The following is a 14513-nucleotide window of genomic DNA, read 5'->3' on the forward strand; positions in this document are numbered from 1 at the left end:
GCGGGTCAGGGCCCGCACCCGGTGGAGCGGCACCACCGGGTGTCTCGGCGCGGCCCGCTCCGGGTCTCCTGCTCAGAGGCGCTGCCAGAGCGCCGGGACGTTCGGCGGCTCCCAGCCCGCCTGTGCCTGGTGGCCCTGGAGGCAGCGGTAGCTCGCACCGCCGTACGTGACGGTGTCACCGGCCGAGTAGACCGTGCCCGCCTTCCAGGTGCCGCCGGGCGCGGGCTCGCCGGGGCCGGGGCCCGGGCCGGGGTCGGAGCTGGTGGTCCGCAGGGTCAGGCCGTAGCTCTGCAGGATCGGGTTGAGCGGCTGGAAGAAGGTCGTACCGCCGCTGGAGCAGTTGCCGGAACCGCCCGAGGTGACGCCCTGGGCCTGACTGCCCGAGATGTACGAGCCGCCCGAGTCGCCCGGCTCGGCGCAGACCGTCGTCCGGGTCACGCCCGAGACGGTGCCCTCCTGGTAGGTGACGCTGGTGTTGTGCTGCTGGATGGTGCCGCAGTGCCACCCGGTGGTCGAACCGGAGCGGCACACGGACGAGCCGACGGGCTGCAGGACGGAGCCGGTCACCTGCACGTTGGCACCGCCGGCTCCCTTGACGTAGGGAGTGGCGGTCCAGTTCGCGTTGGCGGCCACCCACGCCATGTCGTTGCCGGGGAAGACCGAGGCCTGGAAGCTGCCCTGGGCGACCTGGTTGAAGCCGGTCGTGGTGGTTCCCGCGCGACCGCAGTGGCCCGCCGTGGCGAAGCCCTGCGTGGTGCCGCGGGTCACCGGAAAGCCGACCGAGCAGCGGCCGCCGCCCATGTAATAGGCGTCGCCGCCACGGAGGCCGTACAGCGGCCGGGGCGCCCCGGCGCTGCGGACGACCCCGACGAGGGCGCGCGGTACGCCCGTCGCGGCCAGGAGCCGTGCGGCGGCGCCGGGACGGGCCTCCTCGACGACGAGGCGGTTCGCGCGGACGTCGACGTAGCGGACGGGCGTGTCGGCGGTGGCGTCCCGGTCGAGGGCGGCCTTGGCGCGCTCCAGGGCGGCCAGGCCGTGCGGCACCAGGCGGGCCCGGGCGCCCGCGGCCCGTATCGCGGCCAGGTCGGCGGCGCGGGTGGTGGCCACGGTGAGCGTCGCCGACTCGGGCCCGTCCACCCAGGCGCCGGCGAACGCGTCGCCGAGGCCTTGGCGCGCGCGGGCGGCGGTGGCCCCGGCCTCGGCCTCGTTCGCGAGGCGCCGCAGGGCCTGGGGGCCGCTGAGCCCCAGGTCGCGCCGCAGGGCACGGAGCAGCTCGGGCGGGGCCTCGGCTGCGCCGAGCGCCTCGGCGGCGGTCCTTCCGGCGGTCGTGGTGCCTGCCCGGGCATCGGCGGCCTGGACCGCGGTGGCGGGAACGGCCTGCAGGCCGGCCAGCGCCAGCCCGGCGGCGGCCAGCACGGTGCCGGCCGCACGGGCGGATCGTCGGAGCATGGGGGTCTCCTCGGTTTCGTGGGGGAACTGCCGAAACCGTAGGAATCCCTTCGCTCGGGCGGGAGTTGTCAGTCGGCCCCTGTCATCGCGTTATGGCCCGTCCGGGCGGGCGCCGCGGTGCGGGCCGCACTGCGGGCCAGGGCGTCGGCGTGCGCGCCGCGCGCGTGGTCGAGGACGACCGGGGCCCGGCTCGCGGCGCGCCCCTCCGGATGCCAGCCGAGGAGGTGGCGCCACACCAGCGGGGTGCCGACGAGGGGCCGGGAGACCAGGCCGGGTGTGGCCGGGAAGGTGGCCCGGCACAGGCCGGCGGCGCGGCCCACCTGGACGAGGTGGACGCAGGAGGCGGTATCGGTCTCGTACACACAGGCCGGAGTGAAGCCGGCGCGGACGCAGGCGGCGGCGAAGCAGTCGCCGAAGCAGCCGTCGCCGGGCACGTCGGTCCAGGCCTCGCCGGCCAGTTCGGAGAGCTCGACCTCGGCGCGGGACGCGAGGGGATGACCGGCGGCCAGCATCACGTGGACGGGGTCGCGGGCCACCTCGGTCCAGGCGAGCCGCCCCGCCTCGGGCGGGCTGCTCTCGCCGCAGACGCCCACCAGCGCGAAGTCCAGCCGGCCGGCGACCACGCCTTGGGCGATCTCCCGTTCCGACCAGGAGGTGTACGTGGTCACCGGCGCTCCCGGCCCGGTCCGGGCGAGCCGGTCGACGAGACCGCCGAGCAGGGGCCCGTGCGTGCCGCCGAGCCGGTGGCCGGCGGCGCCCTCACGGGCGAAGCGCACCGCCGCTTCCTGGAGCTCGTGCACGGCGGGCAGCAGGACCCGGGCCCGGGCCAGGACGAGGTCCCCGAGCGGGGTGGCCCGCACGCCGTCGCGGCCGCGGTCGAAGAGCGCGCCGCCCAGGACCCGCTCGATGCGCTTGAGCTGAGCACTGAGGGCGGGCTGCGCCAGCCCGAGCGCGGTGGCGGCCCGGGTGAGGCTGCCGGCGTCCGCGATCGCCCGGATCGTCTTGAGGTGCCTCAACTCCAAGTCCATGCCCTGAGCTTGACGCCCCCTCCCCTCAAGGTCCAGACCAGCGACGCGGGGGGTGGGGAGGAGGGCAGGTGCCGGGCTCGGCGCGCCGCGGAGTGGGCCTCGCCTCGGGCGCCCCCGGGCACGGTCTCGACGTCGACCTCGGACCGGCCACCGGCCGCCGGTACAGCCGTGCGTCCGCACCGGGCCCCGTGCGCCGTGCGACGGGCCGGCACACCCGAGCGGGGCCCCGCCGTGCGGCCGGGGTGTCGGCCTGTGGGCGCGGGAGCAGGCCGTCACCCGACGCGGTCGCGTGCGCGGGCACCGGCCCGCCGGCCGTCGTCGCCTCATTCGCCGGAGACGGCGGGCGGGTCGAGCCGGCCTCGTACGCCGCGGCCGGGCGCCCGGGCCCGTGGTGCGCAGGCGGGAGCCGGAGGCGGTCGCCGCGGTCACGAACGCGGGGGCCGGAGGCGGTCGCCGGTCAGGTACACGGGAGCCGGAGGTGGCCGCCGCGGTCACGAACGCGGGGGCCGGCTATGGTCACCGCGGTCACGAACGACGGGAGCCGGTGCGTCAGCAGGCGTCGGCCCCCTCGCCGGAGGCGGCGCCCAAGTCCGTTGCGGTCGCGTACCGGCGCGGCGAGGATGGCGCTCATGAGGAACATCGTGGTCATCGACGCCCCCTCCAATCTCGGCCTGCGCCCGCCCTCCCCCGGCACCGTGCCCGGCTGCTACAAGCTCGCCGGCGCGCTGCGCGAGAACGGGATCGTGCGGCGGCTCGGGGCGTTCGAGGGCGGGGTGGTGGTGCCGCCGCGGTACGACCGGGGCGACTGGCAGGAGGGCGACGGCGTCTTCAACGCGGCCGCCCTCGCCGCGTACACCGTCCGGCTCGCCGACCGGATCGAACGCCACGTGACGGCCGGGGACTTCACGCTGGTCCTCGGCGGCGACTGTTCCATCCAGCTGGGCGCCGCCCTCGCCCTGCGCCGGCTCGGGCGCTACGGGCTCGCCTCGGTCGACGCCTCCCCCGACTTCCGCAACCCGGCCAACTCGGACCGGATCGGCGCCGCCGGCGGCGAGGAACTGGCCCTGGCGACCGGCCGCGGCCAGAACGACCTGACCGATCTCGAGGGCCGGCGCCCCTACCTCCGGGACGAGGACGTCCGCGTCCTCGGCACCCGCGACGGGTACGGGGACGACCCCGAGCTCGTCCAGCTGCGCGAGCTGAAGATCCCCGTCGCGACCGTCTCCGAACTGCGCGAGTGGGGTCCGGGCGAGCTCGGCGCCGCGACCGCGGTCAGCCTGGAGACCCCGGCCCTGGACGGTTTCTGGGTGCATCTGGACGCCGACGTGCTCGACCCCACCGTCATGCCGGCCGTCGACAGCCCCGACCCGGGCGGACTCCTTCCGGACGAACTGACCGCGCTGCTAGGGCCGCTCGTCCGCTCGCCGCGCTGCGTCGGGCTCAACATCACCATCTACGACCCCGATCTCGACCCCGAGGGCACGGCCGGGGCCCTGCTCACCGACCTCCTCGTCACGGCCCTCGCCGAGGACTGACGTCCCCGCGGCCTGCCGGATCCGTTCCAGGAGGTGTTCGGCCTGCGGGCGCACGGCGCGAGCGAGGGGCGCCCAGTCCTCCTCCGCGCGCCCCTCGCACACGGCGCGCGCGTGGGCGAGCACGGGCCGCCGGTCGGCCGGCAGCCGGGCCGGCGCCCAGTCGGCGGCGGCGTCCTTGGCCCGGATCCGTCCGGTCTCCAGCGTGCCCCAGATCCGGGCGAGGGTGAGCAGCACGTTGCGGGTGTCGGACTCGAGGTCGGCCATCAGTCCGGGGATCCCGGCGACGATCGCGCTCCGTACGTCGGCGGCGGGCACCGGGTCGATCAGAGCGGACGGCGGCGGGCCGAGGAGCGGGGCGTCGCCCGCGCGGGCCATGGTGAGCAGCGTCGCCAGGTCCGGGGCGGGCTCGGGACGGGGCAGGACGCCCCGTTCGTACTCCTCGCGCAGCCACTCCCCGTACAAGTAGTCGCAGACGGCCGGGTGGCGCCAGGGCCTGATCTGCCCGGCCACCACGACGATCAGCTCGACGGGCCGGGCCGGCCCGTCGTGGGCACGCGAGCCGGAGAGGGCGAGCAGCCCCTCGGTGAGGGCACGCCGCTCGGCGGTGGTGAGGCCGCGGCGGGCGACCACGAGCACGTCGACGTCGCTGTGCGGGCGCAGCCCGCCGAGCACGGCGGAACCGTGCGGGTAGGCGCCGAGCGCCTCGTCACCCAGGACGGCGCGGACGAGCCGGACGACGGCGTCGGTCTGGCGCGTGGACATCGGCCCTCCGGGTGACGACGACTTCGCGGGGCGGGGTGAGCCCAGCGGGTGGGGCACGAGCTCGCGCGCGAGATCCGCGGTGGCGCGGGGGGCGCCTCCTCACGTGGCCCGACCCCGGTCGCCCGCGCCGCGAGGACGGGGCGAGCCGGGGTCGGCGTCGGCCCTGCCGGGCCGCACCCACGGGTCAGCGTTCCTCGCGGAACTCCACGTGGGCGCCGACGACGGGGTCGTACTTGCGCAGGACCAGGCGGTCGGGGTCGTTCTGGCGGTTCTTGCGGGTCACATAGGTCGCGCCGGTGCCGGCGGTGGACCTGAGGGTGACCACGGGGCGCTGGGTGGTACGGGTCATGGTGCTCCTTCCGGCTGCGGTCCGAGATCGTTTGACTCGGCCATGTCAGCCTCGACGGGTGTAACAGCACCCCTCCCCGTCGCATTCCCGTCCGTTCCCGCTCGTTCCCGACCGCCCGCGCCCACTCTCCCCGTGCCCTCCCTTCCTCTCCCGATCTCCCCCGTCCCCCTCCGTGGCCGGCCTTCGCGGCCTGCCCGGAGCCGCCCTCCCCACCGCGTTCCCGGCCGCCTCCCACCCCCCACGCGGCTCCGGTCCCGCCGTCGGCGCCCAGCCGATAGGGTGCCGGGCGAGAAACGGGATCCGCAGTTCCGCACGGGGAGAACAGAATTGATGAGTGGTCAGCAGCAGGGCAGCGCCGGAGCTTCCGCGATCTTCCAGCCGCTCGCCGCCGACGATCCGACGACCGTCGCCGGGTACCGGCTGGCGGCACGGCTCGGTGCCGGCGGCATGGGCAAGGTGTACCTGTCGTACACGCCCGGCGGCCGCCCCGTCGCCGTGAAGGTCATCCGGCCCGAGTTCGGCGAGGACGCCGAGTTCCGCCGCCGCTTCGCCCAGGAGGTGCGGTCCGCGCAGCGGGTGCAGGGGCTGTTCACGGCGCCCGTCATCGACGCCGACGCCGAGGGCGCGCAGCCGTGGCTGGCCACCGCCTACGTGCCCGGTCCCTCGCTCGCCGACGCGGTGGTGGCGCACGGCGCGCTGCCCGTCGAGACGGTGCTGCTGCTCGTCGCGGGGATGGCCGAGGCCCTGCACGTCATCCACGGCGCGGGGCTCGTGCACCGCGACCTCAAGCCGTCCAACGTGCTGCTCGCCGCCGACGGCCCCCGGGTCATCGACTTCGGCATCGCCCACGCCGCCGACGCGACCTCGCTCACCGGCAGCGGCGTCACCATCGGCACTCCCTCGTTCATGGCCCCGGAGCAGGCCGCGGGAAGCCGCGTGACACCGGCGACCGACATCTTCGCCCTGGGACAGGTCGCGGTGTACGCGGCGACGGGCGCCCCCGCCTTCGGCGAGGGGACCTCGCACGGGGTGCTGTACCGGATCGTGCACGAGCAGCCGAACCTGAGCGCGGTCCCGGAGCGGCTGTCCGAGCTGGTCGCCCGCTGCCTGGCGAAGGACCCCGGGGCCCGGCCGACCGTCGCGGAGGTGATCCGGCTCTGCCAGGAGGCGAACGCGGCGACGGTGCTGCGGCGCCCCGAGGACTGGCTGCCGAGCGCGGTCTCGGCGGACATCACGGCGCGGACGGCGACCCCCGCCGCGGCGCCGACACCGCCCCCTCCGCCGACGGCCCCCTCGGTGGGCTACTCCCCCGCGGCGCCGGCGCACCCGCCGACGGCCGCAGCGGATCACTCCCCCACCCCGCCGGCGTACTCGCCGACCGCCCCCGCCCACCATCCGACCGGGGCGGCCCCCACCCAGGCCCCGCCGCCGTCGGCCCCGGCCTACCCGGTCCAGGCCCCCGGCCACGTGCCCCACCCGGCGGCGCAGGCCCACGCGCACGCCTACGCCCCGACGCAGGGCCCGACCCCGGCCGTGTTCCCGACCCCGGCGCCCTACCGCGCACCGGGCGCCCCGGCCCCGGCGCGGGACGCGGGCCGGCGGACCCTGCTCGTCGGGCTCGCCGCCGCGCTCGTCTTCGGCATCGGCGGCGCCGCGACCGCGTACGTCCTCACGAAGGACGGGGACCGGGCGAACGCGGCGAGCGGCAACGGCGGCGCCAACGGCAAGACCGGCGACGGACCGAGCCAGGGCGGTTCGACGTCCGCCCCGAAGGCGTCGGCCAAGCCGGCCCCGAAGCCCGCCGATTTCAAGAACATCAACCTCACCGCCGGCTATCACCTGACCCTCGGGGACGACGTCGTGCGGCCCCAGGACGGCGAGGACGGCAACTACGAGCTCTCCTACGACACGGGCGGCTATCTCGACGCCGAGAGCACCGGCGGCAATCTGGTGCTGCTCGACCCCGGCCAGGAGGGCTCGCTGGAGACCTGCCTCGCGGACACCCGGTTCACACGGGAGGTCTACGTCAACAAGCTGTCCAAGGGCCGTCAGGTGTGCGTGACCACCGGCACGGGCCACATGGGCCTGGTCACGGTCAAGGGCTTCTCCCCGGAGGGCTCGCCCAGCACGTACATGACCCTGGACGTGACCGTGTGGCGCAACTCGGTGCCGTCGGGCTCGGGTGACTGACGGGCAGTCACCGGCTTTCCTCCGCAAGCCTCTTGCTGTTGCGAGTAATGTGCAACAAGCTTGAGGGGCCCTTACGTGCGCCCAGGAGTCGGAGACCCGTCATGCCCCAACTCGTGCCGGACACCGGACCGCAGCGCGTCATCGCGGCCTCCAACCTCGTCAACACGATGGGCAGCGGGCTCTACCTGACCGCCGGCGTCCTGTACTTCACCCTGGCGATGCACCTCCCTGCGGCACAGGTGGGGCTCGGGCTCGGCGCCGCCGGGCTGGTGTCGCTGGCCGTGGGGATCACGGCCGGACACCTCGCGGACCGGCGCGAGGCGCGCGGCGTGTACGCGGCCACGCTCGTCGTACGGGCTGCGGCCACCGGGGGGTTCCTCCTGGCGGACCGGCTCTGGGTGTTCGTCCTGACGGTCTGCGCGGCCACCGCCGCGCAGGCCGCCGGCCTCGCCGCGCGCAGCCCGATCATCCGGCGCCACGGCGGCGACCGGCCGCAGGAGTTCCGGGCGTACCTCCGTGCCGTCACGAACGTCGGCATCTCGCTCGGCGCGCTGGGCGCCGGATGGGCCGTGCAGGCCGGCACCCTCACGGCGTACCAGCTGCTGGTCGTCGGCAACACCGTCGCCTTCGCCGCCTCCGCGGCCCTCCTGGTCCTGCTGCCGCCGGTGCCGCCGGTGCCCGACGCGGGCGGGCCGCGCTGGGCCGCGCTGCGGGACCGGCCCTACCTGCTGCTCACCGCCGTCGACGGCGTCATGTCGATCCAGTTCAAGGTCCTCACCGTGGCGATCCCGTTGTGGCTGGTCCAGGCGACGAGCGCGCCGCGCGGGCTGATCGCGGGCACCATGCTGGTCAACACCGTCATCGTCATCGCGCTGCAGGTACGGGCCAGCCGCGGCGTCGACTCCCCCGCCGCCGGGGCACGGGCCTACCGCCGGGCCGGCGTGGCGTTCCTGGTGTCCTGCGCGCTCGTCTCGCTCGCGGCCGGAACCCCGGCGTGGGCGGCCACGACGCTCGTCCTCACGGCGGTGGTGGTGCACACGATCGGTGAGCTGTGGCACGCCGCCGCCGGATTCGAGCTCTCCTTCGCGCTCGCGCCGGAGCACGCGACGGGCCAGTACCTGGGCGTGTTCGGTCTCGGCGCCGGACTCGCCGAGGGCTTCGGACCCGCCCTGCTCATCGCACTCTGCGTCGGCTGGGGCCGCCCGGGCTGGTACGTCACCGGGGCGCTCTTCGCCCTCACCGGCCTCGCCGCCCCCCTCGCCGTCCGCCGGGCGCGGCGCGAACGGGGGCACCCGGCGTCCGGCACGGTCACGGTCGCTGTCGCGGCGGCGTCGAGGCCGAAGGCGGGCGCTCGCCGGGCCGGTTCGTGACCGCCCTGGTGAGCACGGCCGAGCGGCCGAGGACCGTACCCGCGGGGCCGACGGCCGTGGACCGCGTCAGGACCGTGCGCTCGCCGAGGAAGGCCGAGGTGACCCGGTCGAAGACACCGCCCCCGCCTCACCGGACGCGAAGACGTACGCGCTGACGCTCATCCATCTCGGACGCGACGGCGCGCCGACCGCCGAGCACGTCACGCATCTCACGGGGCTCTCGGGCGCGCCGGCCGGCACCACGCTCGCACCGGAGGGCCCGGCCGGCACCGTCACCGTCCAGGTGCCCAGAGGCCGTTGCCTGCTCGACAGCGCGGTCGCCGCCGAGGACTGGATCGTCCAGCCGGGCCTGGACGTGGACGGCGACACGGCCGTCGTCCTCGACGCGCGTACCACCGCGCCCGTCGACGTGCGCCCGCCGGGCGCGAACGCCGAGTGCGAGGTCCGATCAGCCGCCCTCTCGTTCGCCCGGGTCCGACCTCGCCGACCGCCGGGCGTCGGTGAGTCCGATGCGACCGGGCTCCGGGCCGGTGAGGTCGGACGCGTCCGCCTGCGGATCGTCGGAGTCCGGCCCCGGCCGGACCCGGCCTGGCCGGGCCCTACAGGTCGGTGTCCGCCGCCGCGATCTCCATCGCTCCGAGCCGCTCCGGGTCCGCGACGACGTCGATCGCGGTGATCAGGCCGTCCGTCACGACGAAGGTGAGCACCACGCGCAGGCGGCCCTGCGGTGCCATGGCCAGACCGAAGGTGCCGTCGACGAGCGCCACTCCGGTGAAGCGGGCGCGGCCCACGGCCGCCATGGCGCCCTGCGCGACCGTGCGGCCACCGGCGACGACGATCGGTTCGGGCGTCGGGACGACCATCCGGTCGGCGTGCAGGACGACGTCCGGGTGGAGCAGGGCCACCAGGGCCTCGAAGTCGCCGCCCCGGGTGGCGGCGAGGAAGGCCTCGACCACGCTCCGCCGACGCACCGCGTCGACTTCGGCACGCACCACGGTGCCGCCCCTGACCCGGCGGCGGGCCCGGCTCGCGAGCTGCCGCACGGCGGCCGGTGTGCGCTCCAGCATGGGCGCGATGTCCTCGAAGGCGACGGCGAACATGTCGTGGAGCACGAAGGCGAGGCGTTCGGCGGGCCCGAGGGTGTCGAGGACGACGAGCAGGGCGACGCCGACGGAGTCGGCCATCAGGGCCTCCTCCTCGGGGTCGCGCCCGGGCAGGTCGGCGTCGGGCTCGCGGAGCCGTTCCTCCAGGGAGTCCTCGCGACGCCGGTCGCGGGACCTGAGCATGTTCAGGCAGACGCGGGAGACGACGGTGGTGAGCCAGCCGCCGAGGTTCTCGACACCGGCGATCCCGGCGCTGTTCGCACGGAGCCACGCCTCCTGGAGCGCGTCGTCGGCCTCGGCGAGGGATCCGAGCATGCGGTAGGCCACCGCGCGAAGGTGCCCCCGGTCCCGCTCGAACCGTTCGGTCAGCACCGCGCCGTCGTCCGTCGTCCTCATGCCCTGTCTCTCCCCCGGTGGTCCCGCCTGCGTGAACGCCTCATGAGAACACGGGCGTTCAGTCTTCCGGGACGGGGGTGCCCTGGTGGTGGTAGAGCCGCCAGCCGGTCCCGGCGCAATGGCGCCAGATCGAGCTGCGGCGCGCCCGGCGCCCGTCGATGACGGTCTCGTACGTGAGGTGGACGAGGCCGGGGGCGAGGAGCACCCCGCGCATGCCGGAGGGCTCGAAGCGTGGGCCGTCCTCGGCTCCGCCGTCCAGCTCGGGCAGGGCGGCGAGCATCTCCTCGTACGTCCAGCGCCGTCCCGACGCGCCGACCTCGATGAACTCGGGGTCGAAGAGGGCGCGGGCCTCGGTCGCGGAGACGCGGACGGTGGGGTCCAAGAGGCGCAGTTCGCCGTCGATGGCCGCGGCGACCGCGGTCCGTTCCGTGTCGTTCGCGGCGCTGTCGATCATGGACGCATCCTCTCCCGGTCGTGGGGCTCCGGCAAGGAATTGCGTACCGACGGGTAGGCGAGCGAGCCGTCTTGCTATACCTTCCGTCCAACAGCTTGCTAGACACGGCGTCTAACAAGCCTCCTTCCCGCTCTCGAGGTCCCCAAGGAGCCGCACCATGGCCAGCAGCACCGTCCAGCCCGCGGACCCGGCCCGCCAGCCCGAGCGCGACGCGGCCCGCCGGTTGCTCGAGTCCTCCGCCAAGCTCTCCTACGACCCCGCCACCGAGGTGGACTGGGACACCCCGCTCGACAAGGACTTCCACGGCATGAGCCCCGAGTGGAGCACCCTCTACGGCACCAGCTACTGGCAGGAGCTGACGGAGGCCCAGCGCAAGGAGCTCACCCGGCAGGAGTCCGCGTCGGTGGCCAGCACGGGCATATGGTTCGAGATGATCCTGCAGCAGATGGTGCTGCGCGACATGTACGCCAAGGACCCGACCGACCCGCGCTTCCAGTGGGCCCTGACGGAGATCGCCGACGAGTGCCGGCACTCGATCATGTTCGGCCGCGGCGCGGCCAAGCTCGGGGCCCCCGCGTACCGCCCGCCGCGCTTCGTCCTCGAACTCGGCCGGGCCTTCAAGACGCTGGCCGTCGGCGAGGCGGCGTACGCCTCGATCCTCGTCGCCGAGGAGGTGCTGGACGTCATGCAGCGCGACTGGATGCGCGACGAGCGCGTGGTGCCCTTCGTCCGGACCATCAACAACATCCACGTCGTCGAGGAGTCGCGGCACATGAAGTTCGCCCGCGAGGAGACCCGCGCCCGGCTGCGCGAGGCCGGTCCGCTGCGCCGCCACGTGCAGGCGCTCGTCGTCTCGATCGCCTCGTACCTCATCGTGACCAGCATGGTGAACCGCGAGGTGTACGCGAACGCGGGGCTCGACACCGAGCGGGCGCTCGCCGAGGCGCGGGCCAACCAGCACCACAAGTCGCTGATGCGGTCCAGCTGCGCGGGCCTGATGGAGTTCCTGTCCTCGGCCCGGCTGCTGACCCGCCCGGCCGTCGCCGTCTACCGGCGCGCCCACCTCCTCTGACCCCCCTTCCGCCCACGCGCCCCCCGTCCGCCCCTCACCGGAGCCCCGCGAGCTGACGACGCCATGACCTACGCCATCACCCAGACCTGCTGCAACGACGCCACCTGCGTCGCCGTCTGCCCGGTCAACTGCATCCACCCGACGCCCGACGAGCCGGACTTCGGCCGCACCGAGATGCTCTACATCGACCCGAAGTCGTGCATCGACTGCGGCGCCTGCGCCGACGCCTGCCCGGTCGACGCCGTCTTCCCGGCGGACTCGCTGCCCGCCGGGCAGGAGCTGTACGCAGCCCTCAACGCGGACTTCTCCGAGCGGCGCGCGCCCCGGCCCGCCCCGGAGGACGGGTCGACCTTCCACGCGTGGGGCGCCCCGTCCTTCACGCGCTCGCTGCCGTCCGACTTCGGGCGCATCCGGGTCGCGGTGGTCGGCACGGGCCCCGCCGGCATGTACGCCGCGGAGGACCTGCTGCTGCACACGAACGCCGAGGTGACGCTGGTCGACCGGCTGCCGGTGGCGGGCGGCCTCGTACGCTACGGGGTGGCGCCCGACCACCCGGCGACCAAGCGGATCGGTGACGCCTTCGCCCGCTTCCACACCCATCCGCGGGTCCGGATGTACCTCGGCGTCGACGTCGGTACGGACGTGACCGCGGAGGAACTGGCCGCGCACCACGACGCCGTGGTGTACGCGGTGGGCGCGGCGACCGACCGACGCCTGGGCGTCCCCGGCGAGGACCGGCCGGGCAGCGTCCCGGCGACGTCCTTCGTCGCCTGGTACAACGCGCATCCCGAGGTCGCGCCCGACACGATCGACCTGTCGGCGACCGAGCGGGTCGTGGTCGTCGGCACCGGCAACGTGGCCCTGGACTTCGCCCGCATCCTGGTCTCGGACCCCGAGACCCTGGCGGCGACGGACATCGCGGACCACGCCCTCACGGCGCTGCGGGCCTCCGCCGTGCGCGAGGTGGTGCTGCTCGCGCGGCGGGGGCCGGAGGACGCCTCCTGCACGGCGCCCGAACTCCTCGCGCTGGGGCGGCTTCCCGGGGTGCGCCTGGTCGTCGACGACCACGATCCGCGGGTGTGGACGGCCGTGGAGGCCGCCGCGCCGCACGAGAAGGCGGCCCTCCTCGGCGGGGCGGTGCGCGAGCGCGTGGACTGGACCGAACCGCCGGGGCCGGGGCGGCGCATCGTCTTCCGCTTCCACTCCGCGCCGGAGGAGATCCTCGACGGGGCGGTGCGGGTGACCGGCGACGGCGGACCGGCCACCATCCCCGCCGGCATGGTCCTGCGGGCGGTCGGCTACCGCGGACTCCCGGTCGCGGGGCTGCCGTTCGACGACGCGACCGGCACGGTCCCGCACCGCGGCGGGCGGGTCGAGGGCCGGCCGGGCACGTACGTGGTGGGCTGGATCAAGCGCGGCCCCTCGGGGGGCATCGGCGCCAACCGTACCTGCGCCGCCGAGACCGTCGGCACCCTCCTGGCCGACGCCGTCGACGGGGCCCTCCCCGTTCCGACGGGCACCGCGCGGGCGTTCGACCGCCTCGCCCACGGCCGGGCCCGCACCCTGGTGGACGCCCGTGGCCTCGCCGCCATCGAGCGGGCCGAACGCGCCCGCGGCGAGGAGTCCGGCCGGCCCCGGGTGAAGTTGGGCACGCTGCCCGAGCTGGTGGCCGCGGCACGCGGACGCCGTCGGCTGCTCCGCTGACGGCGGGGACCGATCGAGTACGCCTCGGCGTGGCACCGGGAAGTGGGCGAATGATCCCTATATGAGTGCCAGGCATGAGGGAGAAATCTGCTGTGGTGGTGGGGGTCGACGGTTCCGAGCACAGTCTGCGGGCCCTGGAGTGGGCACTGCGGGCGGCGCGGAGCCTGGAGGCTCCGCTCACCGTGGCCCATGTCCGGTCCGAGGCGCTGCAGCTCGGCAGCGCCCGGATCGCCTCGCTCGGGGGGAAGCCCGAGATCCCGGACACGGTGGTGGACGCGCTGGCCGCGAAGGTGGGGCCGCGGGCCGAGGGGCTCGACGTGCGGTACGCCTCGCTGGACGGTTCGGTCGTCGACGCCCTGACCGAGGCGGCCCGGGGCGCTCGGCTGCTCGTGGTCGGGGCCCGGGGGCGGGGCGGCTTCGCGAGCCTGCTCCTGGGGTCCGCCAGCCGCGCCCTGGCCTCCTCGGCGCCCTGCCCGGTGGTCGTCGTGCCGCACGAGGCGCGTGCCGCCTCACTCGAGAGCGGCGCCGAGGCGGGCCGGGTGCTGCTCGGGCTGCACGTCGAGGAGACCGCCGACGAGGTCGTCGACTTCGCCTTCGAGGCGGCCCGCAGGCGGGGGGTGCCGCTGGAGGTGGTGACCGCCTATCCGGTGCCGCCGTCCCCGGCCCTGCTGATCGGTGCGCCCGCTCCCGCGCTCCAGGTCCCGCCGCCACTGCCCGACGAGACACCGGAACTGGAGGCCGCCACGACCCGGCACCAGGAGGAGCGCCTGCGCCCGTTCGCGGAGCGCTATCGGGAGGTCGAGGTCGTCCCGGCCGTCACTCCCGTCGACGCGGCGGGCCGCCTGGTCGAGGACTCCCGCAAGGCGGGGCTCCTGGTGGTCGGCCGACACCGCCGGCACCGTGTCGAGACCCTGCTCGTCGGTTCCGTGACGCACGCGGTGCTGCACCACGCGGCGTGCCCGGTGGCCGTCGTGCCCCCCACCGGGCGGGCGGGGACGTCCTGACCGGCCCGCACGCCCGTGGGAGAGCCGGGGCAACGCCAGGGCTCGAGCGGGCGGAAATGCACCGTATTCACCTCTTCGGGTGATGGCGGATGTGGAG

11 protein-coding genes and 1 pseudogene are annotated in these 14513 nt (G+C 75.4%); 6 read left to right on the plus strand and 6 right to left on the minus strand.

Going from position 1 to position 14513, the window contains the following annotated elements; genetic code table 11:
- Window positions 1–72: 72 nt before the first annotated feature.
- Together AB0M16_RS15170 and AB0M16_RS15175 are read right to left on the minus strand one after the other, a co-directional pair.
- Complete coding sequence (locus tag AB0M16_RS15170) at window positions 73–1449, minus strand: carbohydrate-binding protein (protein WP_365342801.1); 1377 nt, start codon at window positions 1447–1449, stop codon at window positions 73–75.
- 68 nt (window positions 1450–1517) lie between these two features.
- A complete protein-coding gene (locus AB0M16_RS15175; RefSeq protein WP_365342803.1) occupies window positions 1518–2477 on the minus strand; it encodes a LysR family transcriptional regulator in 960 nt (319 codons plus the stop codon).
- A gap of 629 nt (window positions 2478–3106) precedes the next feature.
- On the opposite strand from AB0M16_RS15175, the gene AB0M16_RS15180 reads away from it, so the two are divergent.
- Window positions 3107–4012 (plus strand): arginase family protein, encoded by a 906-nt coding sequence (locus AB0M16_RS15180; protein ID WP_365342806.1) that lies wholly within the window; start codon window positions 3107–3109, stop codon window positions 4010–4012.
- 18 nt (window positions 4013–4030) lie between these two features.
- Here AB0M16_RS15180 and AB0M16_RS15185 read toward each other — a convergent pair.
- A pseudogene (locus AB0M16_RS15185) lies at window positions 4031–4774 on the minus strand (aminoglycoside adenylyltransferase family protein); the annotation flags it as partial.
- 184 nt (window positions 4775–4958) lie between these two features.
- Window positions 4959–5123 carry a 50S ribosomal protein L33 gene (gene rpmG / locus AB0M16_RS15190; protein WP_365342808.1) on the minus strand — a complete coding sequence of 55 codons (165 nt, stop codon included), beginning with the start codon at window positions 5121–5123 and terminating at the stop codon, window positions 4959–4961.
- A 330-nt stretch (window positions 5124–5453) separates the two neighbouring features.
- Here rpmG and AB0M16_RS15195 point away from each other — a divergent pair, with 330 nt between their 5' ends.
- Window positions 5454–7313: a serine/threonine-protein kinase gene (locus tag AB0M16_RS15195; RefSeq protein ID WP_365342811.1), complete on the plus strand. Its 1860-nt coding sequence runs from the start codon at window positions 5454–5456 to the stop codon at window positions 7311–7313.
- A gap of 101 nt (window positions 7314–7414) precedes the next feature.
- Window positions 7415–8683: an MFS transporter gene (locus AB0M16_RS15200; RefSeq protein WP_365342813.1), complete on the plus strand. Its 1269-nt coding sequence runs from the start codon at window positions 7415–7417 to the stop codon at window positions 8681–8683.
- A gap of 599 nt (window positions 8684–9282) precedes the next feature.
- Here AB0M16_RS15200 and AB0M16_RS15205 read toward each other — a convergent pair.
- Both AB0M16_RS15205 and AB0M16_RS15210 read right to left on the minus strand, forming a co-directional pair.
- Entirely contained in the window at window positions 9283–10182 is a 900-nt protein-coding gene (locus tag AB0M16_RS15205) for a sigma-70 family RNA polymerase sigma factor (protein WP_365342815.1), read from the minus strand.
- Between the two features lie 58 nt (window positions 10183–10240).
- Window positions 10241–10636 carry a DUF4440 domain-containing protein gene (locus tag AB0M16_RS15210; protein WP_365342817.1) on the minus strand — a complete coding sequence of 132 codons (396 nt, stop codon included), beginning with the start codon at window positions 10634–10636 and terminating at the stop codon, window positions 10241–10243.
- A 157-nt stretch (window positions 10637–10793) separates the two neighbouring features.
- Between AB0M16_RS15210 and AB0M16_RS15215 the strand changes: the two genes are divergently transcribed.
- The 3 genes from AB0M16_RS15215 to AB0M16_RS15225 all read left to right on the plus strand — a co-directional run bounded on the left by AB0M16_RS15215 (window position 10794) and on the right by AB0M16_RS15225 (window position 14416).
- A complete protein-coding gene (locus tag AB0M16_RS15215; protein ID WP_365342819.1) occupies window positions 10794–11708 on the plus strand; it encodes a diiron oxygenase in 915 nt (304 codons plus the stop codon).
- A gap of 63 nt (window positions 11709–11771) precedes the next feature.
- A complete protein-coding gene (locus tag AB0M16_RS15220; protein ID WP_365342821.1) occupies window positions 11772–13412 on the plus strand; it encodes an FAD-dependent oxidoreductase in 1641 nt (546 codons plus the stop codon).
- A gap of 74 nt (window positions 13413–13486) precedes the next feature.
- Complete coding sequence (locus AB0M16_RS15225) at window positions 13487–14416, plus strand: universal stress protein (protein ID WP_365342824.1); 930 nt, start codon at window positions 13487–13489, stop codon at window positions 14414–14416.
- Window positions 14417–14513 lie beyond the last annotated feature (97 nt).

This window comes from Streptomyces sp. NPDC051921 (assembly GCF_040680975.1).
Lineage (GTDB): Bacteria > Actinomycetota > Actinomycetes > Streptomycetales > Streptomycetaceae > Streptomyces.

Bases quoted from the DNA above. Each gene is read 5' to 3' on its own strand.
- AB0M16_RS15170 (WP_365342801.1), bottom strand. From the start codon at position 1,449: ATGCTCCGACGATCCGCCCGTGCGGCCGGCACCGTGCTGGCCGCCGCC.
- AB0M16_RS15175 (WP_365342803.1), bottom strand. From the start codon at position 2,477: ATGGACTTGGAGTTGAGGCACCTCAAGACGATCCGGGCGATCGCGGAC.
- AB0M16_RS15180 (WP_365342806.1), top strand. From the start codon at position 3,107: ATGAGGAACATCGTGGTCATCGACGCCCCCTCCAATCTCGGCCTGCGC.
- rpmG (WP_365342808.1), bottom strand. From the start codon at position 5,123: ATGACCCGTACCACCCAGCGCCCCGTGGTCACCCTCAGGTCCACCGCC.
- AB0M16_RS15195 (WP_365342811.1), top strand. From the start codon at position 5,454: ATGAGTGGTCAGCAGCAGGGCAGCGCCGGAGCTTCCGCGATCTTCCAG.
- AB0M16_RS15200 (WP_365342813.1), top strand. From the start codon at position 7,415: ATGCCCCAACTCGTGCCGGACACCGGACCGCAGCGCGTCATCGCGGCC.
- AB0M16_RS15205 (WP_365342815.1), bottom strand. From the start codon at position 10,182: ATGAGGACGACGGACGACGGCGCGGTGCTGACCGAACGGTTCGAGCGG.
- AB0M16_RS15210 (WP_365342817.1), bottom strand. From the start codon at position 10,636: ATGATCGACAGCGCCGCGAACGACACGGAACGGACCGCGGTCGCCGCG.
- AB0M16_RS15215 (WP_365342819.1), top strand. From the start codon at position 10,794: ATGGCCAGCAGCACCGTCCAGCCCGCGGACCCGGCCCGCCAGCCCGAG.
- AB0M16_RS15220 (WP_365342821.1), top strand. From the start codon at position 11,772: ATGACCTACGCCATCACCCAGACCTGCTGCAACGACGCCACCTGCGTC.
- AB0M16_RS15225 (WP_365342824.1), top strand. From the start codon at position 13,487: ATGAGGGAGAAATCTGCTGTGGTGGTGGGGGTCGACGGTTCCGAGCAC.